Source organism: Gynuella sunshinyii YC6258, from assembly GCF_000940805.1.
GTDB lineage: Bacteria > Pseudomonadota > Gammaproteobacteria > Pseudomonadales > Natronospirillaceae > Gynuella > Gynuella sunshinyii.
Map to the genome: position 1 here is coordinate 482,714 of NZ_CP007142.1, position 24,195 is coordinate 506,908.

The 24,195-nt window shown below is 48.9% G+C and carries 19 protein-coding genes; 9 read left to right on the plus strand and 10 right to left on the minus strand.

What is annotated here, in order from left to right; all coding sequences use genetic code 11:
- Positions 1-61: 61 nt before the first annotated feature.
- From ilvA to YC6258_RS02250, 6 genes are all read right to left on the minus strand, one after another.
- A complete protein-coding gene (gene ilvA, locus YC6258_RS02225) occupies positions 62-1,087 on the minus strand; it encodes a threonine ammonia-lyase IlvA (RefSeq protein ID WP_144407532.1) in 1,026 nt (341 codons plus the stop codon).
- A 214-nt stretch (positions 1,088-1,301) separates the two neighbouring features.
- Positions 1,302-2,084: a glucosamine-6-phosphate deaminase gene (gene nagB / locus YC6258_RS02230; protein ID WP_044615603.1), complete on the minus strand. Its 783-nt coding sequence runs from the start codon at positions 2,082-2,084 to the stop codon at positions 1,302-1,304.
- Positions 2,075-3,235, minus strand: a complete 1,161-nt coding sequence (gene nagA / locus YC6258_RS02235) for an N-acetylglucosamine-6-phosphate deacetylase (RefSeq protein WP_044615604.1) — start codon at positions 3,233-3,235, stop codon at positions 2,075-2,077. The genes nagB and nagA overlap by 10 nt, the downstream gene beginning before the upstream one ends.
- Positions 3,236-3,238: 3 nt before the next feature.
- The gene (locus tag YC6258_RS02240; protein ID WP_044615605.1) at positions 3,239-4,012 is read right to left on the minus strand and encodes a GntR family transcriptional regulator; all 774 of its coding nucleotides are present in this window, start codon (positions 4,010-4,012) and stop codon (positions 3,239-3,241) included.
- Positions 4,009-4,890: a glucosamine kinase nucleotide-binding domain-containing protein gene (locus tag YC6258_RS02245; protein ID WP_044615606.1), complete on the minus strand. Its 882-nt coding sequence runs from the start codon at positions 4,888-4,890 to the stop codon at positions 4,009-4,011. The genes YC6258_RS02240 and YC6258_RS02245 overlap by 4 nt, the downstream gene beginning before the upstream one ends.
- A 285-nt stretch (positions 4,891-5,175) precedes the next feature.
- Positions 5,176-5,463, minus strand: a complete 288-nt coding sequence (locus YC6258_RS02250) for a DUF2218 domain-containing protein (RefSeq protein WP_044615607.1) — start codon at positions 5,461-5,463, stop codon at positions 5,176-5,178.
- Between the two features lie 489 nt (positions 5,464-5,952).
- Here YC6258_RS02250 and YC6258_RS02255 point away from each other — a divergent pair, with 489 nt between their 5' ends.
- From YC6258_RS02255 to YC6258_RS02270, 4 genes are all read left to right on the plus strand, one after another.
- Positions 5,953-7,644, plus strand: a complete 1,692-nt coding sequence (locus YC6258_RS02255; protein WP_044615608.1) for a jacalin-like lectin — start codon at positions 5,953-5,955, stop codon at positions 7,642-7,644.
- Between the two features lie 198 nt (positions 7,645-7,842).
- Positions 7,843-8,298, plus strand: a complete 456-nt coding sequence (locus YC6258_RS02260) for a hypothetical protein (RefSeq protein ID WP_044615609.1) — start codon at positions 7,843-7,845, stop codon at positions 8,296-8,298.
- Positions 8,299-8,308: 10 nt separating this feature from the next.
- Positions 8,309-8,707 carry a GFA family protein gene (locus YC6258_RS02265; RefSeq protein WP_044615610.1) on the plus strand — a complete coding sequence of 133 codons (399 nt, stop codon included), beginning with the start codon at positions 8,309-8,311 and terminating at the stop codon, positions 8,705-8,707.
- Between the two features lie 36 nt (positions 8,708-8,743).
- The gene (locus YC6258_RS02270) at positions 8,744-9,259 is read left to right on the plus strand and encodes a GFA family protein (protein ID WP_211264613.1); all 516 of its coding nucleotides are present in this window, start codon (positions 8,744-8,746) and stop codon (positions 9,257-9,259) included.
- A 102-nt stretch (positions 9,260-9,361) separates the two neighbouring features.
- Here YC6258_RS02270 and YC6258_RS02275 read toward each other — a convergent pair whose 3' ends face one another.
- On the minus strand, positions 9,362-11,017 hold the full coding sequence (locus tag YC6258_RS02275; protein WP_052830621.1) for a rhamnogalacturonan lyase B N-terminal domain-containing protein: 1,656 nt from the start codon (positions 11,015-11,017) through the stop codon (positions 9,362-9,364).
- Positions 11,018-11,781: 764 nt separating this feature from the next.
- Here YC6258_RS02275 and YC6258_RS31125 point away from each other — a divergent pair.
- The gene (locus YC6258_RS31125; RefSeq protein ID WP_211264614.1) at positions 11,782-13,623 is read left to right on the plus strand and encodes a methyl-accepting chemotaxis protein; all 1,842 of its coding nucleotides are present in this window, start codon (positions 11,782-11,784) and stop codon (positions 13,621-13,623) included.
- A 303-nt stretch (positions 13,624-13,926) separates the two neighbouring features.
- On the plus strand, positions 13,927-15,918 hold the full coding sequence (locus YC6258_RS02285; protein WP_044615612.1) for a methyl-accepting chemotaxis protein: 1,992 nt from the start codon (positions 13,927-13,929) through the stop codon (positions 15,916-15,918).
- Between the two features lie 59 nt (positions 15,919-15,977).
- Here YC6258_RS02285 and YC6258_RS02290 read toward each other — a convergent pair whose 3' ends face one another.
- Positions 15,978-16,457, minus strand: coding sequence for an acyl-CoA thioesterase (locus YC6258_RS02290; RefSeq protein WP_044615613.1), 480 nt, complete (start codon positions 16,455-16,457; stop codon positions 15,978-15,980).
- Positions 16,458-16,727: 270 nt separating this feature from the next.
- Between YC6258_RS02290 and YC6258_RS02295 the strand changes: the two genes are divergently transcribed.
- Entirely contained in the window at positions 16,728-17,615 is an 888-nt protein-coding gene (locus YC6258_RS02295; RefSeq protein WP_044615614.1) for an outer membrane beta-barrel protein, read from the plus strand.
- 108 nt (positions 17,616-17,723) lie between these two features.
- Here YC6258_RS02295 and YC6258_RS02300 read toward each other — a convergent pair whose 3' ends face one another.
- Positions 17,724-18,374 carry a vWA domain-containing protein gene (locus YC6258_RS02300; protein ID WP_245627002.1) on the minus strand — a complete coding sequence of 217 codons (651 nt, stop codon included), beginning with the start codon at positions 18,372-18,374 and terminating at the stop codon, positions 17,724-17,726.
- Positions 18,375-18,384: 10 nt separating this feature from the next.
- Complete coding sequence (locus tag YC6258_RS02305; RefSeq protein WP_044615615.1) at positions 18,385-19,971, minus strand: hypothetical protein; 1,587 nt, start codon at positions 19,969-19,971, stop codon at positions 18,385-18,387.
- A 570-nt stretch (positions 19,972-20,541) separates the two neighbouring features.
- Here YC6258_RS02305 and YC6258_RS02310 point away from each other — a divergent pair.
- Together YC6258_RS02310 and YC6258_RS02315 are read left to right on the plus strand one after the other, a co-directional pair.
- Positions 20,542-22,779 (plus strand): type I secretion system permease/ATPase, encoded by a 2,238-nt coding sequence (locus tag YC6258_RS02310; RefSeq protein WP_044615616.1) that lies wholly within the window; start codon positions 20,542-20,544, stop codon positions 22,777-22,779.
- Positions 22,776-24,191, plus strand: coding sequence for an HlyD family type I secretion periplasmic adaptor subunit (locus tag YC6258_RS02315; RefSeq protein WP_044615617.1), 1,416 nt, complete (start codon positions 22,776-22,778; stop codon positions 24,189-24,191). The genes YC6258_RS02310 and YC6258_RS02315 overlap by 4 nt, the downstream gene beginning before the upstream one ends.
- The last annotated feature ends 4 nt before the right edge of the window (positions 24,192-24,195 follow it).

Below are 24,195 nucleotides of genomic sequence, written 5' to 3' on the forward strand. Positions count from 1 at the left end.
TTTTTTTAACACTTGTATTCACGCTGTTACCAAAAAAACCTGGAATAGCAGTGAAAACCGGTTACTCAAGTCTATGAGCACGTTCCTTAATTTCCACAAAACGATAGAAATCATTATTACTGCCACTCAGAATGCACACGACGGTTTTACCACGAATTTCGTCTCTAACCTTTTCCAGTGCAGCGATACTCAGTGATCCGGCAAGCTCCGCCACAATCGCCTGTTCCTGATAAAGTTCAATCAATGCTTTACAGGCTTCACTCTCATGAACAGTCATGATGTGATCGAGATTTTGTTGACAGATTCTAAACCCTAACTCACCGGCTTTCAGGGTTGCCGCACCATCGACAAACGGGTCAATATCATTCAACTGAAGATTATGGCCGGCTTTCAGTGAGGCATTCATGGCGGCGGCATTTTCCGGTTCCACACCCACGACTCTGGTATGAGGGGAAGAGGCTTTGAAAACCGTCAGCAGACCGGACACAAGTCCACCCCCACCAATTGGAGAAAACAGATAGTCAATCGAGCTTCGACTGTCTTCCAGTATCTCCAACGCCATTGTTCCCTGACCACTGATCACATCAAAATCATCAAAAGGGTGTATAAACATGGCATGGTTTTGTTGTTGAAAGCGTATCGCCTGTTGATAAGATTCGTCAAAGTTTTCGCCCACCAATACCACCCGAACCCACTCGCCACCATGTTTTCTGACTTGGGAGACTTTTTGCGCCGGAGTGTTCCGCGGCATATATATCGTTGCTGGAATCTTAAGGTGAGAACAACTGTAAGCCACGCCCTGAGAATGATTTCCGGCACTGGCACAAACAACTCCGTTAGCCCGCTGTTCACGGGTCAGTTGAATCATTTTGTTGAGCGCACCACGCAGTTTGAATGATCGTATCACCTGTTGGTCCTCACGCTTCAAGAGGATGTCTGCCTGATATTTCCGGCTCAGGTATTCACTGCGCTGCAGTGGTGTGTGACTAACCACATGATGAATCCGGTCTGCGGCCTGGAGGACGTCGGTTAATGTGGGTAAAAGGGTTTCACTCTCCGATAAGGATTCTGACGTTGTTATGCTCATAAGGCGATCTCACAAAAAAAGACCAAAAAAAAAACCCGCCATCTGGCGGGTTCTTTTTTTCGTTAAAAACAGGCTAGCCCACCGAAAGCCTCTCAGTGATGGACATAATCATAATAATCTGTGCTGTTTTTAATGAGGTCATATAGGTTGGCTGAAAATAAAATATCACGAATTTGCCGAAATCATTGAGCAACTCAGTAATAATGTCAAGCGCTCATTTTGCTTCAAATTTTTGCGCTTCCTGTTCCACCCGCTGATAAAACTGTGTATTTTCCAGCTGTCCGGCCGCCGCAGTATCGAGCACAATAGTGGCTTTCGGATGAAACTGTAATATGGATGCAGGGCAGGATGCACTCACCGGTCCTTCGATCATTGCCTTCACTGCAGCCGCTTTATGTTCACCGGTGGCCAATAACATAATCTGGCGCGACTCCATGATCGTTTCGATGCCCATGGTAATCGCCAGTTCCGGCTGAAATTCGTCCGCACGAAAAAACCGGGCATTATCTTCTACCGTTTGCATGGTAAGCGTTTTGATACGGGTTCTGGAACGGAGACTGGAACTGGGCTCATTGAAACCAATATGACCATTGGCGCCAATACCCAGCAATTGAAAATCAATTCCATGATGGTCACGAATAGCCTGCTCGTATTGAGCACACATGTCTTCTGGATCCAACGCCAGGCCATCGGGAACATGTGTATTTTCGATACGAATATCCACCCGCTCAAACAGGTGTTTCTGCATGAAACTGCGATAACTCTGATCGTGATCGGGTGCCAGCCCAACATATTCATCGAGGTTAAAGCTAACGCATTGGGACAACGAAACATCACCTGCAGCCACAGCTTCCACCAACTTGTCATACAGTTTCATGGGAGATGACCCTGTGGCCAATCCCAGTACAGAATCAGGCTTGGTCTGGATCTGACGAATGATCAGTTGGGCACCATAAGCGGCGACATCATCACTATTATTTAATATTACTATACGCATACTGCTTCTCCGGTACGGTGCTCCAGCAATTTTCCGTCTATCCAGGAATGGAGTACCGATTGCTTTTCGATATGTATCAAATTTGCGATATAGCCAGTCTTGATCCGGCCTAATACATGACCCAGTGAGACTGCTTCTGCGGGATACACGGATGCCATTCGCAGAGCTTCTTCCAGTTCCATATTGAGGTTTTCAACGAGGTAATGGACGGCATCAATTAAAGTAATCGCAGAACCAGCCAGCGTACCCTGCTGATTGACCAGTACGCCGCATTTTTCTTGTATTAATTGTCCGTTCAGCATGAACTGTTTTTTATCAGTACCGATTGTGCTCATGGCGTCTGATACCAGCAGCAGTTTTCCTTTTGGTTTACACCGCAGGGCCACTTCAATACTGTTTTTATGAACATGGAAACCATCAGCGATAATTCCCGCCCAGCACTGATCGGCGGCCAACGCTGTGCCAAGCATGCCCGGCTCACGCGCACTTTGCTGTGACATCGCATTGTACAAGTGAGTAAAACCAGTCAGACCAGCCTTTATGGCAGCCTGAACCTGTTGATAGTTGGCCTCACTGTGACCTCCCCAGACGTGGTATCCTATTTGCCGAAGATTATGGATAAATTCCATATCAACCTGTTCCGGCGCCAGTGTCATCAGGTGAACAGCCGGCCCGGCGGTCGCCAGAATCTCCAGATCTTCGGCGGTGGTGCCGCGAATAAAACGGGAGTCATGAATGCCTCTCCGGGCAGCATTAAAAAACGGCCCTTCGATATGAATGCCCAGTATCTGACCAGGATTCTGTTGATGTGCTTTCTTCACGGCCCGGATACCGTTTTCCACAACCTGAGGGGTATCACTGATCAATGTCGGCAGAATTGAGGTTGTACCAAACTGCCGGTGAGCATCAGCAATCTGCAATAACGCCTCACTGTCTGTATGCTCGTTAAACAGAAGGCCACCGCCACCATTCACCTGCAGATCAATCAGACCGGCACAAATGAAACCTTCACGAAGCACATGATGAGGAATACCGGCAGGTACCTGGCTTACGGGACAGAGCTGTTTAATTTTGCCGGATTCAATGATCACGGCCTGATCCGCCAGAAATGTTTCACCGGTAAAAATACGCGGCGCAGATACGACATGCATAGGTCAGACTTCCAGTTTTAATTCAGTAACCAGGTCATATAAATCACCGCGAAAATAGCAACGGGTAAATTCAACCGGTCGATTGTTGTGATCAAAAGCCTTTCGTTCTATGTAGAGAACGGCATCGCCGGGTGATATTTGCAGAAAGCTCGCGACCTGGGAGTCGCAGTTCTGGGCAGCAATACTTTGCAGTGCCCGAACCGGCCGGGCCTGGTATCTTTCGAGTGCCTGATATAACGATTCGTCGATACTGTCGAGACTCTCCATCAACCCTGCCGGCGTGGCAGCCAGCTCAAAAGCAATAGGTACATCGTTGGCGTTTCGTACCCGGGTCAAACGGAATATTTTTTCTCCAAAAGACAAATTGAGTGCCAGAGCTTCTTTGGGCGACGGTGCAACATGTTCACGGTTTACCCACAAAGAACTGGGTTTCATACCCCGTGCATGCATGTCATCGGTAAAGCTGTTCAGGACTGCCAGGTTTTTCTGAATCGGCGGCGTTTTATTGGCCTTGATGATGGTACCTGCTCCCTGACGCTGCTCCAGCAGCCCTTGCTGTTCAAGGTTATCGATGGCTTTACGCAGGGTCACTCTGGAAACCCCCAAAGCCGCCGCGAGATCACGCTGCGGCATCAGAAAATCTCCTTCCTTCAACAATCCTTCAGCAATGGCCAACGTCAATGCCCGGGTCAGTTGTACGTACAAAGAACCGGAATGATTGGGATTGGGCTTTAAGAACTCAATCAGTTTGTGCTGGTCTTTGGCCGCCACACTCATATGGTCACCCCCTCGCTGGCCAACAACAGCGCACCACTTAAGGGATCGCCCGCCGTTCCAGTCAGAAGTTGCTTAAACTCCTCGGTCAAATGACTACTGACAAACTCCGACAACCCTCCCAGCAAGGCAATGGGTTGGTGATTAAACGTGTGCATGGAGGTTAGCAACGAACGAATAATCTTCTGCTGTTCCGCCACGATTGTCAGTGCATGCCGGTCCTCCAGTGCAGCGTGCTCCACCACTCGGACGGCCAGTTCGGCCATTTGCGCCGGTGACGCCTGTTGAAAAGCCTGTACCATGTTCTCCGCCCGATGCTGATAATCCGCAGCCATAGCAAGCGTCATCTCCGTATGAGGAATAATGCCGTCCAGGGCATCTATGGTCAGCTGATACAGTCGTAAACCCAGCCAGGCACCACTACCGGTATCAGCAAATGGAAATCCCCAACCGCTCCAGGAACGGGTTCGGCCCTCGACAATGGACCAGCCACTGATACCTGTCCCGATGATCAGAATACTGCCATCGGCACCTGCATGGGCTCCCAGACAGGCAATGTGGGAATCGCTGACAAATCGGGCTTTGGCAAACGGATGTTGCCACTGCTGTAGAAAATCGACAGCCGCCGGCATGGCCCCACCGGCCAGCCCGATACCGGCATAAATCCGCGGCATTGCCTGGCAGTCCAGACCAGCCTGCTCTAAAGCCTGATCAACCGCCTGCATGATAGATTCAAGAGTTCCATAAGGATTGGAGTAAACATTGGCACTGCCTGCCAATCCGTTACCAATAATGGCCCCGGAGTGGTCTGTCAGGCGCACACGGCAATGCGTGCCGCCGCCATCGATACCCAGGAACAGAGGTTCAAGAGTTACCGTCATAGGTGAATACACCACTGAAATTGATTTGCTATGGCTCATTTAGAGACCAATATAATACCAATTGAAAACGAATGGGGGATAACGTTTATATGACGGAGTATCAGGAATGACTCTGAAAAATACTCAGTAAAGCCCAGAATCAGGGCATAATTGCAGAGAAAAATTACCTGATCAGCAGAAATTCATATGCTCAAAAGTATGTGTCCACACTGGTCTTTCGATGTATACCTTTTCTGTGCCAGTTTGATCTTCACGCCTGATCCGGGCGAATCAGGCGATGCCCACTTACTGATCCACCCAATCCATTTTCTGGATGTTTTCCTTGTGGGCAAAACGGACAAAATGGCTTTCGATGATGTCTTTGGCTTTTTCCAGATCACTTTGCTGCTGCACCTGAATCTGCACATGCAAGGCATCCGGTTTTGCCTGCAGTGTGACCGGTCCGATCGGCAACTTGCATTCACCGTGCTCTTCATCAAAAGAAACTTCAATACGATGGGCAAAATGCTTACACAGCTTTTTGATATACAGGCTGGCAGATGGGGTAGGGACCGTTGCGCTTGTGATGAACATAATCGTTTCCTTATAAATAAAATAAACAACACAACAACAATATTGGTCTCACTACCTTCCTTTCAAATGATAATACATATCATTTACGATTATTGGGATGATACGCTTTATCTGCTCAGCCACTGAACCTTGTTTCCCAGCTTTAACCTCAGCAGCAAAGAAGACAGATCCATCCTGTAATCCCGTCTGTATGCAGGCAAATTGTCTTATTAACTGTTTTGATAATTTTTATAACGATCTTCTCCCGTACTAAAGAATGAAGTGAAAATTCCAAAGCAGATTGAATTGAAATTTCACTTTTATTAGCTTAGTTGGTTCTAGTGGATCGTTGAGTATGTATTCCCAGGGAGTTTGCGATAACCTCGAACCGACGTGTACATCCGTTTGTTTTTGATACGTCCTGAATACCCGCGTTCGATGCCTTCTGTTATCCCACTGCAATATTGCCCCGTTAGACTCGCGCTCTCATAACAACAACAGTGAGTGTTTATGAACCCGTTTTTTAATCGTTATTCTGTGTCCCTGATATGTGCCCTCGGTGTAGGTCACAGCCAGGCCGCCAGCGGAGAATTCTCGACCCTGACCTACAATGTTGCAGGCTTGCCGCAAATTATCTCCAGCGCGGAATCAAACCGCCTGGAAGCAACGGAGCAAATCAGCTGCTATGTCAATGCGTTCGACATCGTTAATGTGCAGGAAGATTTTAATTATCATGCGGCCTTATATGATACCTGCAATGATCACCCTTACCGGTCACCCACCTCCGGTGGTGCAGGCATCGGCAGCGGGTTGAATACCATGAGCCGCTTTTCCTATGAAGACTGGGATCGGGTCAGATGGAACGACTGTTCAGGTGTGGATTGTCTGACTCCGAAGGGATTCACTCTGGCCAGAACACAACTTCAGAACGGTGTGTTTGTCGATATCTATAACCTTCATACCCAGGCCCAGACCGAACCCAATGATCTTGCCGCCCGTCGTGCCAACCTGTTGCAGCTGGTCAGTTATATTGAGCTTCATTCTGCCGGCAATGCGGTGATTATCATGGGTGATACCAATACCCGTTACACTCGCAGCGGCGACAATATCCGGGAACTTCTGAACCGTGGTTTCAGTGATGCCTGGCTACAGCTGGTACATACTGATGATATTCCTGCCTCCGGTACAGATGCCCTGGTGTGTAATCCAGCGGTCACCGATGCCAACTGTGAAATCGTCGATAAGGTCCTTTATCGGGATAACGGTTATCTGCAGTTGCAGCCTTATGCGTATGGAGTTCGGGAAGATGCCCTGACCAATAACGGCCTGGAGCTGTCTGACCACCGCCCGGTTGAAGCTGGGTGGACCTACAAAACCAACGATCAATGGCGCTTCAGTGAACGCATCGGCGGCGCATATGGAATGGAATTCAATGACTATGCCTTGTTACCACAGCAACCTGTTGTCCGGAAAATCACCCTGCGGGCCGGGCGCCGGCTCGACCAGATTCAAACCAGTCTGGCATCCGGTTACGTCATGACCCACGGCGGCGAGGGTGGCACTGCATCCGATCTGACGCTTGCAAATGGCGAGTATCTGAAGTCGGCCACGTTCTGTGTCGGTCAGTACAGTAACCATAGCCGTGTTTTTTATGCCAGCCTGAGCAGCAGCCAGAACCGCACCCTCAGCGCCGGTTCCCATACCGATGACTGTACTACATTCACGGCCCCGGAAGGCTGGAATATTGTTGGCTTTCATGGCCGCAGCGGTGATGAAATCGACAAGCTCGGTGTTATCTACGCACCGCTCAGGTCTTCATCAGCGAAGGTCAGTTTTCAGACCCTGGTCAACGCGGCTTCCGGTCAGTGTCTCGATGTCACCAACGGCAATATGTCGGAAGGTAATAACGTTGGACTGTGGTACTGCTCCGGGGAAGCCTGGCAACAATGGAACTATGATCCCCACAGTGGCCTGATCCGCAGTCTTCAGAATACTGAATATTGTCTTGATAATTCCGGGTCGTTCGCCGATGGTACCAACCTGACGATTGCCACATGCCGGGGCAACGCCAATCAGCAATTTGATGTCAGTAGCTCTGGCGCAATTTCCATGCGTACCATGCCTGGGCTCGTCATCGAAGCGAATGGCAGCCAGGCCACCATGAGAACATTAACCAACAGCAACCAACAGTCCTGGCAATGAAATCTGAGAGTTTTCAGACTGCGCCCGATACCGTCTGAAAACTCCCTCTGACCGGCCCGGAAATCGCCTTCCGGGCCTGCTTCCAAACCTTTATACCGACCTTACTGATATTTTATTAAAACAGCAGGATTGTTAGGCATGGCCGCGGTATTCTTACGCCGTCATCCAGTATCAACGTTCCTCCGAGGAGGGATATCCATGAAAACCATCAGTCATAGCGCCAGTTTCGATCTGTCCCAGCCTATCAACCTGCTGTTTCCATTATTCAGTCCCGAGGGTGAAACAAAGTGGGTGCCGGGATGGGAATATACCAACGTGATGGGAACCACGGAGCTCAGTGAAGACTACGTATTTACCACCAGCCACCACGACCACAAAACCAGCAATGCCATCTGGATCGTTAAACGCTACGTCCCACGACAGCATCATGTTCAGTTTTACAAGATAGAACCTGGGGATAAGGTGGGGGTTATAACGGTGGACTGCTCTGAATTGTCCCTGAATCATACCCGAGTCGAGGTAGGCTATGAGTACATAGCCCTTGGACCATCTGGAGAGGCTTTTATCGCCGAATTTACTCAAGAGGTTTATGATCAATTTATAGATGAGTGGAAAACTCTACTGGTGCAATATTTCAAACAACATACGTTATAGGTGACCTTGCATGATCCGAAAAGTAGGCAATACCGACATAAAACCTGTTCATCGGGCCACCTGTCATTGTGGCGCAGTAGAAATGCAAATCACGCTGCCCAACGGGATTGTGAATCCACGCCGTTGCAATTGTTCCATATGCCGGCGAAAAGGCGCCATTATGGCCACCACGACCGAGGCCGATATTCATATCACCAAAGGCCATGAGGTACTGAAGCTTTATCAATTCAACACCCACACAGCCAGACATTATTTCTGCTCGGTATGTGGCATCTATACGCACCATCAGCGACGCTCCAATCCTCAGGAATACGGATTTAACGTTGCCTGCCTGGAAGATGTTGATCCGTTTGAACTGGGGGAAGTCCCTCTGGGTGACGGGGTCAACCATCCTGCAGACCGAAACTGACAGATTCAATCAACCTGAATGCATAAGGAGAAGATGATGAGCGATACCCACCATTGGATGCCACTGGAAGGCGGTTGCGATTGTCAACACATCCGTTATCGCATCGAAGACCGACCATTGTTTGTGCACTGCTGTCATTGTCGCTGGTGTCAGCGCGAAACCGGCAGCGCATTTGCACTAAATGCGATGATCGAAAGCCATAAGGTCAACGTACTCGCCGGCCGCCCGGATCTGATAGACACCCCAACCCAAAGCGGCCTGGGACAGCAGATTGCCCGTTGTCCGCACTGCCGTATTGCGGTGTGGAGTTATTATGGTGGTGCCGGGGAACTGATTTCGTTCGTCCGTGTAGGCACTCTTGATAATCCGGACCAATTGCCTCCGGACATCCATATATTCACCGAGTCCAGGCAGCCATGGCTCTCATTGAGCGGTGATACACCGATCGTGGAGCAGTACTACAAACGGGAACAGTTCTGGCCGCCCGACAGCCTTCAGCGTTTTCAGCAGCTGCTGCCTGAGATAGAAGCTTACCGGACCTCACGAAAGTAACCCGATTATCATTCATGAAGACAAAAAAAACAGGCCATTAAATGGCCTGTTAACAATTATTCGATGCCTGCCAGAGAACATCCTTGGCAGGGTGACAGAATGTCAGTCGAGCAGCTCGACCGTATCCACACTGATGGCGGGTGACAGATACCCTGATCCACCGGAGCCACTGATCACTTCCATCACCAACCGGTTCCAGTTTCCTGAACTCTGCTGCCAGGCACTTGCTGGCACATCATATGAGTAAGTCACGTTGTTACAACGGTAGGTACCCACGGTCAGTGTGCGGGTTTTGGGCTGATCTGACGGGCTCATGACTGGTGAAGTCCAATCATTGACGTATAGCCTTGGCCGGCCGCCGGAAAACGCACAGGTTAAGCCAACCCGAATGGTATGCGCTCTGGACAATTCTTCCGGACTCAGTTTGAAATAAATAATGTGGTTATTGTTTACGTCTTTCCAGAAATAAGCCGGAAAGTGCGAGTCGTCATGGGTTCCGACGATAAAGTTACCCGGATCCCAATTATAAATACGGGTATCTGAGGGATGCATAATGGTGAGTTTATCGCCATTGTAGAACTCCTGAGGTGAGCCATCCCAGTCGCCGATTCTCCAGATAGCTGACGCATAACTTGGATCATCCGTGATATTAATCGTATGCAACAGCGTCGATTCACCTGCGGACACGTTCACATTCTGACTGTAGACCGCCAACTCGTTCTTGTAGATGGTCATGGTGTAGGTACCAGGCAGCATATCTGCACTTTTGAAAAAGCCCGTGCTTTCATTGGTGTCCGCCCAGTACTGAGCTCTGCTGTTGGCAAATCCCACAGTATAATCATAACGACTGTCACGACCATTGATGCCAACAGCTGCAACCACGCCACGTGAGTAGGATGGCACATAACCGTTCAGACCCATTTGGGAAAACCAGGAGGTATCAATGTTGGCATTAGGCTGAGAGCCGTTGGTGACCACAAAGGTATAGTTATTCAAAATGCCGGTACGGAATGCTTCCGTCTGTGCTTCTGCGTAATTAACGATATAGGTCAATTCCTGATCGTTATCCGTCGTCTGATTCAGCAGACTACGATAAAACGGTCCGCCTGAACCTCCTTCCTGATTGCCACGGACCACCCACATGCCAACGTTACCACCGGTTGCGCCAATATACTGCCAGTCTTTCAGGCGCATGTTGGAATAATGCTTGGAGCGGGTCTCACCATTGCCCATGGCAAAAATATCAGACGCCTCGACGGTGGAGACCGTACCGCGCAAATCAGAATGCTCCGGACCATTAGGCAGCAGGCTGGAACTTAACCGCAGAATGTAGCGGACATGTCCATGTACATTTGGTTCAGTGGTGAAGTAAGTGCCCATATAGATATGAGGATAACCTCTGCGGGCCATATAATAGTGAGTCAGGTTACCGGCATTGACCGTCACCTTGATAAACTGATTGTTAACGGTTGTGGCATTCACCGAAACCGAAGAGGTATTCGAATACAACCAGTCGAATCCTGAATTAACCTGTGAACCACGTGACTGATTCTGATATTCCACGCCGTAATATTTTAACGAGGCAATATCTCCGGCGGACTGAGTACTCACACCATTGTCCGTTCGTCGTACCTTAAAAGTAAGCCCGGCACCCGTATCTACGGTATAAAAATCTGTACTGCTGCTCAAACCAAAATCTGCTAATGCAAGTGTTGGCAGAAAGGCAACGGTGATACCTAGCACACGCGCTCTTTTCATGACCGTTTTCATAACATTTTTCATGATTGGAACCATTTTTGTTTTTGACAACTTAACCAGGTTAGTTGGAAGAATGAAAATCGATAATATGTCGTAACCCAAATTTACTTTTTGTTATGCCATTAACTGCATGGGTAAAAACCTAACGACGGCTGACTTCACGAAGCATGTCGATCATGGCGTTATTTTAGATACCACACAAGCAGGTAGATCTGCGGTACCTGTGAATATTATTGATTATGAGACCGGTCTCACATCCGTGGTTTGATTTACCGGAATCAGCACGCAAATGGTAATAACCAAATCCGGTGTCTATCGACCATTCCGATGATCAGTCATGGAATCCGCCTTTTGCCCCACACCAACGGATCAGTAGATATAAAAATACCTGTATGAGCTTGACTGACCGGATAGTCCGCTTCAGCTGATGAGAAAGAGTACTGTCAACAGCACATGTCCCCTGGAATAGCGCCCTCAGCGAAAGTGCCATGAACGTATACATCTGTTGACAGGACCCTCACTGCTTGTATCCGCCACTCGACCAGAGCGATTAGTTTTAGTGCACTGGCATCTGGCTGCGACGTTGCTGTATCGGAAAATATCATTCACCGCGATAGTACTTTTGGATGAGTCAATACTGTTACCCGCATTTGCTGCTATACCTAAGTAAACGGAAATTTAAATTAACCCGGTCACTATTTTCACATTGGAATAGCCGACATAGCTGCCTGACAGGCATTCGATGTTTTGAATATGGAGTTCATATGCGACAACAGAATAAAAGTGGTTTATTCAACCGTATTCGCAAGGCAATTATAAATGACAATACCGAACTCAATGACCTGAAAGGTCAGGTGGCGGCTATCAACAAATCAATGGGCGTAATCGAATTTAATGTCGATGGTACGGTGATCCATGCCAATCCCAATTTTTTGCGTCTGCTCGGTTATGAACTGAACGAAATCAAAGGTCAGCACCATCGAATGTTTGTAGACCCTGCCTATGCCGCCAGCCCGGAATACCAGTCCTTCTGGGAAAAACTCAGGCGCGGGGAATATGATGCCGATGAATACAAACGTATTGGCAAGGGGGGGAGGGAAGTCTGGATCCAGGCGTCCTACAACCCGATCCGGGATCAGAATGATGAGGTTTACAAAGTCGTCAAATATGCCACAGATATCACTGACGAAAAGGTACGCAATGCCAATTATCGCGGCCAGATTGACGCCATCGGTAAATCCATGGGGGTGATTGAGTTTAATCTGGATGGTACCGTCATCGATGCCAACGATATATTTTTAAGCCTGATCAAATATCGACGCGAAGAAGTAAAAGGCATACACCACCGTAATTTTGTGGATCCGGAATATGCGGCCAGTGATAAGTATCGACAATTCTGGGAGCGGCTCGGGAAAGGTCAGTATGACGCCGGAGAGTACAAACGACTGGACAAAAATGGTGAGGCAATCTGGATTCAGGCGTCTTATAACCCGATCAGCGACGCCAGCGGCAGAGTATACAAAGTTGTTAAATATGCCTCTGACGTGAGCGACCAGAAGCGTTACCAACTGATGGTTGAAAAAGTTCTGACCGAAACCCGATCTGTGATGTCATCTTTAGCCGATGGTGATCTGACGCACACAATGGAAGGGAATTTTGAAGGCGAATTCTCGGTTCTTCGTGATGCGGTCAACTCCTCCATCAAAAACCTCAGCGATATTATTATCCAGATAACGGACTCGGGTGAGCGCATCAACAGCGCTGCCGGTGAAATTGCCGCCGGCAATACTGACCTGTCCTCAAGAACCGAAGAACAGGCCTCGTCGCTGGAAGAAACCGCCGCAAGCATGGAAGAACTGGCCACCACGGTTAAACAGAATGCAGAGAATACCCGTCAGGCGGATCAATTTATTGCCGATGCATCGGATATTGCAGCCAAAGGCAACGAAGTTATCAATGAAGTCGTGCGCAATATGAGCGGTATCAATGATGCTTCCAGGCGAGTTGCAGACATCATAACGGTCATAGATGGTATTGCATTTCAAACCAATATCCTGGCTCTGAATGCCGCGGTTGAAGCCGCCCGTGCCGGCGAACAGGGCAGAGGCTTCTCGGTCGTTGCCGGTGAAGTACGCAGTCTGGCTCAACGCTCAGCTGATGCGGCCACTGAAATCAAACAATTAATCGCTAATTCCGTTGAGAAAGTTGAAAGTGGCACCCGTCTGGTACAACAGGCTGGGGATACGATGGAAAACATAATGTCAGCGGTCAAACGTATTACCGATATCATGCGCGAAGTAGCGAACGCGTCCGAAGAGCAAAGCTCCGGGATTCAGCAGGTCAATCAGGCCATCAGTCAAATGGACAGTGTCACTCAACAAAATGCCGCATTGGTTGAAGAAGCCGCCGCCGCCGCCCAATCCCTCGAAGAACAGGCCCGGGCATTGGCCAAAGCGGTTGGGCGTTTTAACACCGGTATGGTGACTAAAGTACTCCACTCCGAACATCAGGAACCAGCGCGCAATAAACCCGTCAAGTCAACTATCGCTACGCCAAGAAAATCCCAAGCAGTCAAAGAAGCCCATGATGATTGGGACGAATTTTAGTAACGGCATTATTGAACGACGGAAATTACCATAGCCAGCCACGGCTCGTGGCTGGCTCAAAAAACAGTATCGTTTTCGCCCATTATGGTTATTTTTTCTTCACGCTGGCCGATAATGACTATAATGGGACTTCTGAAATGCTCTCCACGGAACAAGTCTGTTTTTAAGTTGTTCTACTCATCACAATAATGTGGTCGTAGTGCCTTTCAGTGTTAATCAGAAAACCTTACATCCATTTGTCATTTTTGATCCTTCATCTGTTTAGATGAATCAATAACTGAATGAGTCTATGGGGAAAACCAGATGAATTTTCTTTCCAACCTGAAGCTATCGCATATTATTGCCGCTGCCTGTTTGCTGCCATCGGCTTTTGCTGTGGTTCTGGTGATGTTACTGACGAATATCTTCAACCAGAATATTAAGGAAGCAGAACTGGCCGAAGACCTGGTCAAACTGTCTGAATATCTGGATGCTGTTGCACATGCCCATGCTGTGGAACGGGGATTGACAGCCGGGTTCCTTGGTTCGGGAGGCAGTAAGGGTCGTGACGCTCTGCTCGCACAACGGAAGGTAGCAGATGAGACCGGCAATGCATTGAAATCTCTGTCAGCAGAGGACTTTCAGAGACTCCCCGCACAATATCTTCGTAAACTGCAAGAACCGATCATCTCGTTTTTATCCGGAAAAGCCGCTATTCGTCAGAAAGTGGACCGCCTCGATCCTAACAACGGTGCCTTCAATTACTATTCAACACTTAACCGCCGGGCTCTAAACTCTATTCAGGGATTGCTCAGTGAACTCGGCGAACCAGATATCACCCAACTGCTGGAAGCTCGTCTGAGCCTGTTGTGGATGAAAGAACGCATTGGCCAATACAGGGGAGCACTCAATGGTATCTTTGCCAGCGGTATTGCCAACGATAAGCTCAAGTCGGAGGTGTCCGGTTATATCAGTGATGAACAATTCTGGCTGGCCAATTTTCAGACCTATGCCAATGCAACGGATAAGGCAATGCTGAATGACATCATGGCCCAGCCGACCTGGAAAGAAGTGGATTCCATCACCAGTCGCTTCAGTAACAATCCGGAAAATAATGGCATATCAGGCCCATCCAACTGGTTCAATCTGGCCACTCAACGGATCACACAGGTCAAACAACTGGCAGACAACATTTCTGCTGAAGTCCATAACACGGCGACATCCATTACCCGTAATAAGTTCTGGTCCCGCAATGTACTGCTTGCCCTCACCGCAGCAACGTTGTTTCCTCTATTACTGCTGCTACGCCTGTTTATCAAGCTCACCCGAAGAAAAGTACAAAATATCCATCAGGTATTGCAGGCGGTCTCAGAACAGCGGGATCTATCCGAACGTGTCAATTTCCGTTCCTCAGATGAGTTTGGTGACATCATTGATGCGCTGAACAATCACCTGGACCACCTGACTTCCTCTTTCAGCATGCTGCTCGACAAAGCGATTGAATCCCGCTCGAGCATGGATGAGATGATGTCATTCTCGCAACGGGCCCTACAGGAAAATCAGGACCAGTTTTCCCGCATCGATCAGGTCGCGTCCGCCGTTCATGAAATGTCCCAAACCAGCGGTGTTATTTCTGAAGATATGCAGCTGGCTGCTCAGGAAACCGATGAAATCAAAACCCAGAGCACTCAAGGCGGTGAACGGATGCAGATCATTCTGAATTCAATTCAATCCCTGCACAAGGGAGTGGAAGAGGGCCACTCAGCCATACAAAAGGTCACCAGCCATACTGAAGAGATCAGCAGCATTCTGTTGACGATAGAATCGATTGCGGAGCAAACCAACCTCTTGGCGCTCAATGCCGCCATTGAGGCTGCCAGGGCTGGAGAGCAGGGCCGGGGATTTGCGGTGGTGGCTGATGAGGTGCGTAACCTGGCGCAACGGACCCAGGGTTCGACCGAGGAGATCCGCTCAATGATCGAATCACTGGTCAGTTCGGGTCAGTCAGCACTGACATCGATGCAAAACTGTTCGGAGGTTGCTTCAGACACAGAAGCCAAAGTTTTCGAAAACGTCAAAATGGTACGCACGTTATTCAGTTCTATCGACACGTTGAACCAGACCATCGAGCGCGTTGCCACTGCATCGGAACAGCAATCTCAGGTCGCGGACGACATCAACAACAATATTCAGATCATCAACGAACAATCCCGTAACGTTCTGGATGCCGTCACCACGACCGTCAACAGCTCAACCGAAGCCAACCGGCGCTTTTCTGAAGTCGTGGGAGAGATCCAGCGGTACCGCACACAGTGACACCCCCCGACAGGGTGGTGCCTTGGATATCCAGGCAGCGCCCTGTTACCACAAGCGTTTCAGCTTTTGACATGGGCCTCCATTTCCGCACCGATTTTTTTGCGCATTTCCATCAACCGAATGGCTGACTCCCGCAATCGCTTGTCTTTTTTAGTGCTGGGGATCCATTCCGGCACATCCGTGGGCTTACCTTCCTCATCCACTGCCACCATGATGACGATACAATGAGTGGTCAGATAACGTTCTGATTCCTTCGGATCACCGGCCCGGACATCCAGACCGATATGCATGGAGGTCCGGCCGGTATAGATCACTTTGGCCGAAACCTCAACAATACTGCCGACCAGGATAGGTTTGACGAAGCGAATACCACCAGCGTAGGCAGTAATGCAATAGTGACCGCTCCAGCCTGCTGCACAGGCATAGGCCGCAAGATCGATCCATTTCATAACCGCTCCACCATGGACTTTGCCACCAAAGTTCTGATCTGACGGCTCCGCCAGAAATCTAAGGGTAATTTGTCTGTCTTTGCCTGCCATAAGATCTTCTCTTTTGCTAAAAGGGTTCGGGACTGACGCTATGATTGTCGGCCATGTCGCAAAATTACGACAAAATCTGATTTTTTTTCTCTTCTTTCGCTGAAATTGTCTGAAAAATAGCTAGAATTCAACAAGTCAGAGACCACAACCAAGATTAGGTCTCTGGCGCCTGAGCTTCACATCTCAAGACTATCTGTCATTTTTTCCTTCCGTGAAGCAATTACTTTGTTAGAAAGGAAAACAGCGTTAAGTATTAAGGAGAAATTTTTCGTGAAAAAGCTGATTTTACTATCCGCCGCAAGTCTTTTTGCCAGCAGCTCTGCATTCAGTTACGAGCCACTCAGTTTTGATGTCTCAATCAACCCTGGCATATTTTCATATTCTCATTCATCCACTGAAGATACCGACACCCAGACCAGCCTGCGCTACACCCTGGGAGGCTACTATCGGTTCCAGGAAAATTATCGTGCAGGGCTGAATCTCAGTTATTTCAATGACCACTTTGCCGGTGACGATGAAGTCATTCATGAAGATGTCAGCAGTTTCGACTTTGCGGCCCTGGCACAGGCTCGGATTCCAAAAGTTCAATGGTTCGATCTCTGGCTCGGTGGAGGCCTGGCCTATGGCATTTCTGATTTCACAGACCGCTATACCGAAACACCTCTCGGGAATGTTGACGATACTTTCAAAGACAACACCGGTATTGGCGACTTTGGTTATCAGTTGCAGGCCGACGGGGTATATCATCTGCCAGACAGCTGGCCTGTCGATCTGGGGCTCGCAGCCACTTACCGGGCGCCGTTTGAAAATGGTGCAACCGTCATGAGCATCGGTTTCAAAGTAGTCTTCAAAAAAACCTCTTTCTTACTGCCTGGCAGCACACCGAAGACAACAACACCCGCCCAGGTGGCGCCAAAAGCTGAGGCAACCGGGGAAGCCGTTCCACAGAACAGTGCTGAGGAAGTCACCACCCAACCCACAGCCATCGACTCAGCGACAGAGCAGCCATCCGTAACGCAACCGACTGAAGACAGTGTGACGCCGAAAGAAGCGGAAACCACAGACTCAGCAGAAACCGAAACAGCTGCTGATAAAAAAGCGGAGCGTAAAAAATGGAAAAACGCCACAGAGATCGTGCCTGATCAGGTATATCCCTGAATAAAAAAGCCGGATCATTGATCTGTCGGGCGGTTGTAGAACTCTTCTTCAACCCTCGCCCGAAAACCTGATCCGGCACCAGAACCTGATGACCACAAACAGCATTGTTCATCGTGCGGCAATCAGCGTGTGCAGATGCTCAAAGTCATTGATGACCCGCCAGTCGCCCCCGCCATTCACCACTCGGGTCTGCCAGCTTTCCAATCGAGTCATATATTCACGCGGGTCAATATTATCGCTGCGCAGTTTGGTAACGTTCAGAGCGACTACATGAATCCCCTGAAGGGTAATGGGAAAATCCCGTACATGACCTTTTTCCAGGTCTTCCTCCAAATCCGAAAACACCAGTACATACTTTTCACCGGCCCCGGTCTCATTCAAATACTCAGTTGCCTGTAACACCCCGCCGGTAATGTCGGTGTGGGCGCTGCCTTTTTTCACTGTAGCAACATAGTCATCCATCTTGTCTTTAAATGAACGTTTCTGATCATTGGCAACACTGGGACGTTCGTCCAGTGTTACCTTGGCGATAATATCTTTTTCACTGAAGCTGCCGCTGTCGATTCGGGCAACAGCGACGGAGTCGCCGCTGTCCAGTGTGGCCAGGAGATAATTCAGAATCGCCTGGGCCTTGTTCAGTTCTTCGGTATAGGTACCTGAGGTATCAATCAGCAGGTATACCGCTTTATTGGTCGGCATTGGCTGGCTGCAACTCATTAGCGCCAGAGAGATACCGAGTGACATCAATAATTTTTTCATTGCTATGCTCCTATATTTCCTGCGCCGCCAAGTCATCATCGATCACGGGTTCGGTGCGTTTTTTGCGGTTGGTCGCGGTCTTTTTACGGCTGCTTCCAGCCTTTGGTGCGGTAGTTTCATCAACGGTTTCGCCAATTTTTTCCGCCATCAATACCGGTTCTTCCACGTCGTCATAGGCTTCTGTTTCGGTGTTACGGGTGCGGGCTTTCAAACCATCACGTACCCAGTTTTCGATGGTCAAGGGCACCATGATCAGCATGTCGTAGAGATGTACGAGCATTTTGCTGGAGTGATTGGCAAACCCGCCGACCAGTCTCAGACTGATGATCAATGTCCGCAGCACCGCTACCATGGCCACACCAATAACCGTTCTGACCGCGTGGATGAAGGACTCCAGAGGAATCGCCACGAACGCCAGAGCAAACGGCAGGATAAATCCCATGACCATCTGACCTATAGACGGAATCCAGCGAAACTGTGCCTCCACTACTCCGGAACCAGCACCGGTCAGAGACTGCTGCAATGCTTCACGATCCAGCGCCAGCAGATCACGCATATATGCCAGCGATGCTTCAATACTGGCCAGGATGAACAGGATTGAGAACGTCACCATCATCATGCGCCGGCGCATCCTGTCGTCCATGTGGCCTATGACCGGAAACAGACGGGTAATGCGCATTGATTCCAACAGGAACAGACCCATGGCAATTTCCACCAGAATGATCACCAACGCGGCAATATCCGAAGTTTTCAAAGAGCCGACGTAGCTGGTACCACCGACCATTTCAGACATGGGCACAGCAATCAGCTGGAAGTTGATCAGACCACCCATGACAGCCACACACAGCACCATGCCGGCGATAAAAAACTGAGTCATAGATGACACGGTCAACGCCCTGGCAACCTTGTCGTCCTGATCCCGAATGGCTTCATAAGTGGCCATCTGCTGATCAATGGACTCCGCCCGTTCATGGGAAATTTCCACTGCACCTTTGGCTTTTTCCATCAGACCAGTGAGTCCTCGCCATTGAGGCTGCATAGCGCTGAGCAAACGGTGGCGTTCAGAACTGGACTTCTGGTAGGCCTTCAGCGTTTCCTCATGTGCCGCAATCACTTCTTCTTTGATGTTTTCCAGAATATTGGAAACCATCGGGTCACTTTGTTTGGGTAATGCCGAAATGGTTTCCACCACATTCAGCCATTCCGGTGGCAGCGGTGCCGCATCCGTCGCAGCCTGATAGTCCTTTTCCAGTGTCTCAATGGCATCCATGATCTGCCGGTGCAGAGCTGGGTAATGGCTCAGATCTTTGGCAACGATGTCGTTGACCCTGGAAAATTCCCGTTCAATGGTTTTTTCAGTCGCTTCCTGACCCAATGCCAGGATGACTTCCTTATTGCGCCTGATTGCCTGTTGTTCCACATGAGTGATCGCCCGTGCAGAAGTGCGCATAAAACGATAGATGGTGCGACCCGTGGTTTTGATCATCTGGTGTGCCGGTACCCGGGCCAGATACAGTACGGTAATCATTACGACCAGCCAGATCGCCAGCGAAGTGCCGGGCTGATCGGACCAGATCATCAACATGTCAGAGAACATATGCATTTCCTCTTGAGATTCAGTGAATGGGCATGGACATCAGCCCCTGGAAACGCATTTTTCCGAATGGCGGTGAATAATCGGTGAGTTTTTGTGAGTTTTATTTTCACTGGTTAAAGAGGGAATAACTGATTCAGCCAGCGTTCAGATTTGTAACATGGAAACATCGCAGCAGGTGCAATTTCTGTGTCGTCAAAAATCAATCATATTTGTCCGACAAGTAGCCTTTATTCCCTGTTTTTAAAAACTCAATGACAATGCAGCTCAATTTGTATTTTTATTCCACAAAATACAGGTTCGATAGTATTAAAAATTCCTCAAAATTTCTTGTTTCAAAAAAAATGAAAAACAAAAAAATTAATTAATTTCGTTCTCATTATAATTGCCTATTGCTGACTACGCTTACAAAACGGTAAAAAAGGAAATTATCCATGCAGTCGGTATAGTTGTTAGTGGGATTATGATTTTTAATAAAATGTTAAATAACTATGTTAATTATCAATTTCTAAAAAAATCCCTTTCAAATTTTCCGATACCTGCATTTTTTATGATCGAGTGATGTAACCGTCTATGGATACCGGATTAACGGCACTTATTACCATTGCAAGATTTCATCAACTGCCGGCTGAACCTGAACAACTGAAACATCAGTTCGGGATACCTGGATCAGATTTTACCGACACGGAAATTCTGTTAGCGGCAAAATCTCTGACCCTCAAAGCCAAAAAAATAAAACTCCCTTTGACACAGCTGGAAAATCGTATTCTTCCGGCTATCGCCAAACATCGCGATGGCAGCTATTTTATCGTTGCCAGAGTATCCACGAATGAGTCTGACACCTGCAGCCTGCTGATCCAGAATCCGACAAACACAACACCGGAATCACTGTCACAGGAAACCTTCGAACAATGCTGGTCAGGCGAACTCATCATGCTGACCCGCAGGCCGGGCATCGGAGAATCCGGTCAGGGCAAATTCGATATCTCCTGGTTTATTCCCTCCCTGATCAAATATCGAAAATTGTTTACTGAAGTTGTGGTGGCTTCGTTTTTCTTACAGCTATTTGCGTTGGTCATTCCCCTGTTTTTTCAGGTGGTCATGGATAAAGTGGTGGTGCATCGGGGCTTTATGACTCTGGATGTGCTGGCAATCGGCTTTTTTATTATTGTGGTCTTTGAAGCATTTATCGGTGGTTTTCGTAATTATCTGTTCAGCCACACCACCAACCGGGTTGATGTTGAATTAGGTTCACGTCTGTATAACCATCTATTGAATCTGCCATTGGCTTATTTCGAATCAAGACAGGTTGGGCAAAATGTTGCCCGGGTACGTGAACTCGACACCATACGGAATTTTATTACCGGTACTGCGTTGACGCTGGTGATCGATCTGTTTTTTGTCTGCGTGTTCCTGGCGGTCATGTGGTATTACAGTCCGGCGCTGACTTATATTGTTCTCGGCGCTATTCCATTTTATGTATTGCTCTCCATCGTCGTTGCACCGGTTCTGCGTCATCGCCTGAATCAGAAGTTCAAGCACGGTGCTGCCAATACCGCTTTTCTGACGGAGTCCATTACCGGCATTGGTACAGTCAAAGCCATGGCTGTGGAGCCACAAATGCGGCGCAAGTTGGAAGATCATTTATCCAGTTATGTACATGCCTCATTTCGCAGCCAGAATCTCAGCAATATCAGCAATCAGGTGGCCGGCCTGGTCAATAAACTTACCACTCTTGGAATTATCTGGCTGGGTGCGCATCTGGTCATCAATGGTGAAATCAGCATTGGCCAATTGATCGCCTTTAATATGCTGGCTGGACGGGTCAGTTCTCCGGTATTGAAACTGGTGCAGTTATGGCAGGACTTCCAACAGGCCGGAATTTCCATCGAACGCCTGGGTGATATTCTCAACACGCCCCGCGAACCCGGCTTTAATCCCAACCGCTCACGCCTGCCTCAGGTACAGGGCCAAGTGATTTTTGATCAGGTGCGTTTTCGCTACCGGGTGGATGCGCCATTAATACTTCAGGATATCCGCTTACAAATCGGTGCCGGGGAGGTGGTCGGTATCGTCGGCCGGTCCGGGTCTGGAAAAAGCACCATCACCAAGTTAATACAACGTTTGTATATTCCCGAAACAGGACGAATTCTGATTGATGGTGTTGATCTTTCCACTGTCGACACCACCTGGCTGCGACGTCAGATTGGTGTGGTATTGCAGGAAAATTTTCTCTTTAACCGCAGTATCCGGGAAAACATTGCTCTGGCAGACCCGTCGGTACCCATGGAACAAATCATTGAAGTTGCAAAAATGTCCGGAGCCCATGAGTTCATCGTCGAACTGCCGGAGGGGTATGACACCCTGGTCGGCGAGCAGGGCAGCAATCTTTCGGGTGGTCAGCGTCAGCGCTTATCCATTGCCCGGGCACTGCTGCACAACCCTCGTATTCTCATTTTTGATGAAGCCACCAGCGCGCTGGATTATGAATCCGAGCGACTGATCCAGAACAACATGAAACGCATCTGCCATGGGCGAACCGTATTTATAATCGCTCACCGCCTCAGCACGGTTCGTCAGTGCGACCGCATTATCGTGATGGAGAGGGGCCGTATCGTCGAACAGGGAAGTCATCAGACACTGCTTCATCAGCAAGGTTATTACGCTCGTTTGCACAGCTACCAGAATGAACCACCATCAACACCTGCCACCGCGATTCAAGGTCCCACTGAACTGCATACCTCTCAGCCAGGTAATGCTTCCTTTCGGGTGGAACGTCGATCAGCCAGCCATAAAGGACGCATTGGATGAATCAGTTAACTCAGTTACGTGAGGCATGGCGCCGCAGCAATGACCAATCCAGTAACAATGACAACCAGAACACGATTGCTGCATTTCTGCCGGCAGCCCTGGAGATTCAGGAAACCCCACCCCATCCCAAAGCCCGGTGGCTTGCCCGGGTATTGCTGGTGCTGTTTGTTCTGGCAGTGGTCTGGGCATTTTTCGGTCAGGTAAATATTGTTGCCAGCGCCGAGGGCAAAATTATTCCCAGTGCCCGGGTCAAACAGATACAACCGCTGGAAAAAGGCGTGGTTAAGGCCATCCTGGTCAGCGAAGGGAATCACGTCGAACAGGGGCAGGCACTGGTTGAACTCGATCCTGCCCTGACGCTTGCTGATGCTCAAAGACTGCAGGCGGAGTTGCATAATCTGCAAATACGGCGGGTATCTGACCAGGCGTTATTACAATTACTGCAACAACCGGAAGCAGAGCAAAAGCTCATTATTGTCCCGCCGATCAGTTTCGATCCGGCCATGAATGTTACCGCTGAAGAACAGGCCCTGCAGAGCCAGCTGTTACAACAACAATGGCAGCAGTATCGAGCACAGATGAACGTGTTATCGAGCACCCTGGCCAAAGTTCGGGCCCAGCAGGCAGCCACACGTGAGGTTGTCAGTAAGCTGCAGCAAACCCTGCCAATTGTCACCAAACAGGCAGAAAACATGAAAATGCTGATGGATAAAGATCTGATTTCGGAGATCAATTATCTGCAAGTGGAACAGGAACGTATTGAACAATTCCAGGATCTCGCCGCCGAGCAGCAAAACATGGCTCAGTTACAGGCCGCAGCCGCCGAGGTCCGCGAGCAGATCAATCTGTATTATGCCCAGATCAGCACCTCACTATTATCGGAAATCACCAGCCTGCACCAGCAACAGACCAGCACTCGTGAAGAGTTGAATAAAGCCCTCGACCTCAACGACAAACGCATCCTGTACGCCCCGGTGTCCGGGCAGGTACAGGAGCTATCTATTAACACGGTTGGCGGCGTGGTGACTGAAGCACAGCAACTGATGCTGATCGTACCTGATGAACAGATACTGGAAGCAGAAGTATTTCTGAGTAATCAGGATATCGGTTTTGTCCATGAAGGCATGCCGGCAGAAGTCAAAATACATACCTTTCCGTTTACCAGATATGGTGTCATTAATGCCGAAGTTATCAATATTTCTGACGACGCCATTATCGATGAACAGCGTGGCCTGATTTTCAGCATGTTACTCAGGATGGAGAGTAACCACATACGGGTGGAAGGAAAAGATGTCAACCTGATACCAGGCATGGAAATAACCGCAGAGGTTCAAACCGGATATCGCAGAGTTATTGAATTTTTCCTGACTCCACTCTTGAAACATCGTCAGGAAGCTTTAAGAGAAAGATAGTCGC

Excerpts from the sequence above, each read along its gene's own strand:
- ilvA (WP_144407532.1), bottom strand. The coding sequence starts at position 1,087 with ATGAGCATAACAACGTCAGAATCCTTATCGGAGAGTGAAACCCTTTTA.
- nagB (WP_044615603.1), bottom strand. The coding sequence starts at position 2,084 with ATGCGTATAGTAATATTAAATAATAGTGATGATGTCGCCGCTTATGGT.
- nagA (WP_044615604.1), bottom strand. The coding sequence starts at position 3,235 with ATGCATGTCGTATCTGCGCCGCGTATTTTTACCGGTGAAACATTTCTG.
- YC6258_RS02240 (WP_044615605.1), bottom strand. The coding sequence starts at position 4,012 with ATGAGTGTGGCGGCCAAAGACCAGCACAAACTGATTGAGTTCTTAAAG.
- YC6258_RS02245 (WP_044615606.1), bottom strand. The coding sequence starts at position 4,890 with ATGACGGTAACTCTTGAACCTCTGTTCCTGGGTATCGATGGCGGCGGC.
- YC6258_RS02250 (WP_044615607.1), bottom strand. The coding sequence starts at position 5,463 with ATGTTCATCACAAGCGCAACGGTCCCTACCCCATCTGCCAGCCTGTAT.
- YC6258_RS02255 (WP_044615608.1), top strand. The coding sequence starts at position 5,953 with ATGAACCCGTTTTTTAATCGTTATTCTGTGTCCCTGATATGTGCCCTC.
- YC6258_RS02260 (WP_044615609.1), top strand. The coding sequence starts at position 7,843 with ATGAAAACCATCAGTCATAGCGCCAGTTTCGATCTGTCCCAGCCTATC.
- YC6258_RS02265 (WP_044615610.1), top strand. The coding sequence starts at position 8,309 with ATGATCCGAAAAGTAGGCAATACCGACATAAAACCTGTTCATCGGGCC.
- YC6258_RS02270 (WP_211264613.1), top strand. The coding sequence starts at position 8,744 with ATGAGCGATACCCACCATTGGATGCCACTGGAAGGCGGTTGCGATTGT.
- YC6258_RS02275 (WP_052830621.1), bottom strand. The coding sequence starts at position 11,017 with ATGAAAAGAGCGCGTGTGCTAGGTATCACCGTTGCCTTTCTGCCAACA.
- YC6258_RS31125 (WP_211264614.1), top strand. The coding sequence starts at position 11,782 with ATGCGACAACAGAATAAAAGTGGTTTATTCAACCGTATTCGCAAGGCA.
- YC6258_RS02285 (WP_044615612.1), top strand. The coding sequence starts at position 13,927 with ATGAATTTTCTTTCCAACCTGAAGCTATCGCATATTATTGCCGCTGCC.
- YC6258_RS02290 (WP_044615613.1), bottom strand. The coding sequence starts at position 16,457 with ATGGCAGGCAAAGACAGACAAATTACCCTTAGATTTCTGGCGGAGCCG.
- YC6258_RS02300 (WP_245627002.1), bottom strand. The coding sequence starts at position 18,374 with ATGAAAAAATTATTGATGTCACTCGGTATCTCTCTGGCGCTAATGAGT.
- YC6258_RS02305 (WP_044615615.1), bottom strand. The coding sequence starts at position 19,971 with ATGTTCTCTGACATGTTGATGATCTGGTCCGATCAGCCCGGCACTTCG.
- YC6258_RS02310 (WP_044615616.1), top strand. The coding sequence starts at position 20,542 with ATGGATACCGGATTAACGGCACTTATTACCATTGCAAGATTTCATCAA.
- YC6258_RS02315 (WP_044615617.1), top strand. The coding sequence starts at position 22,776 with ATGAATCAGTTAACTCAGTTACGTGAGGCATGGCGCCGCAGCAATGAC.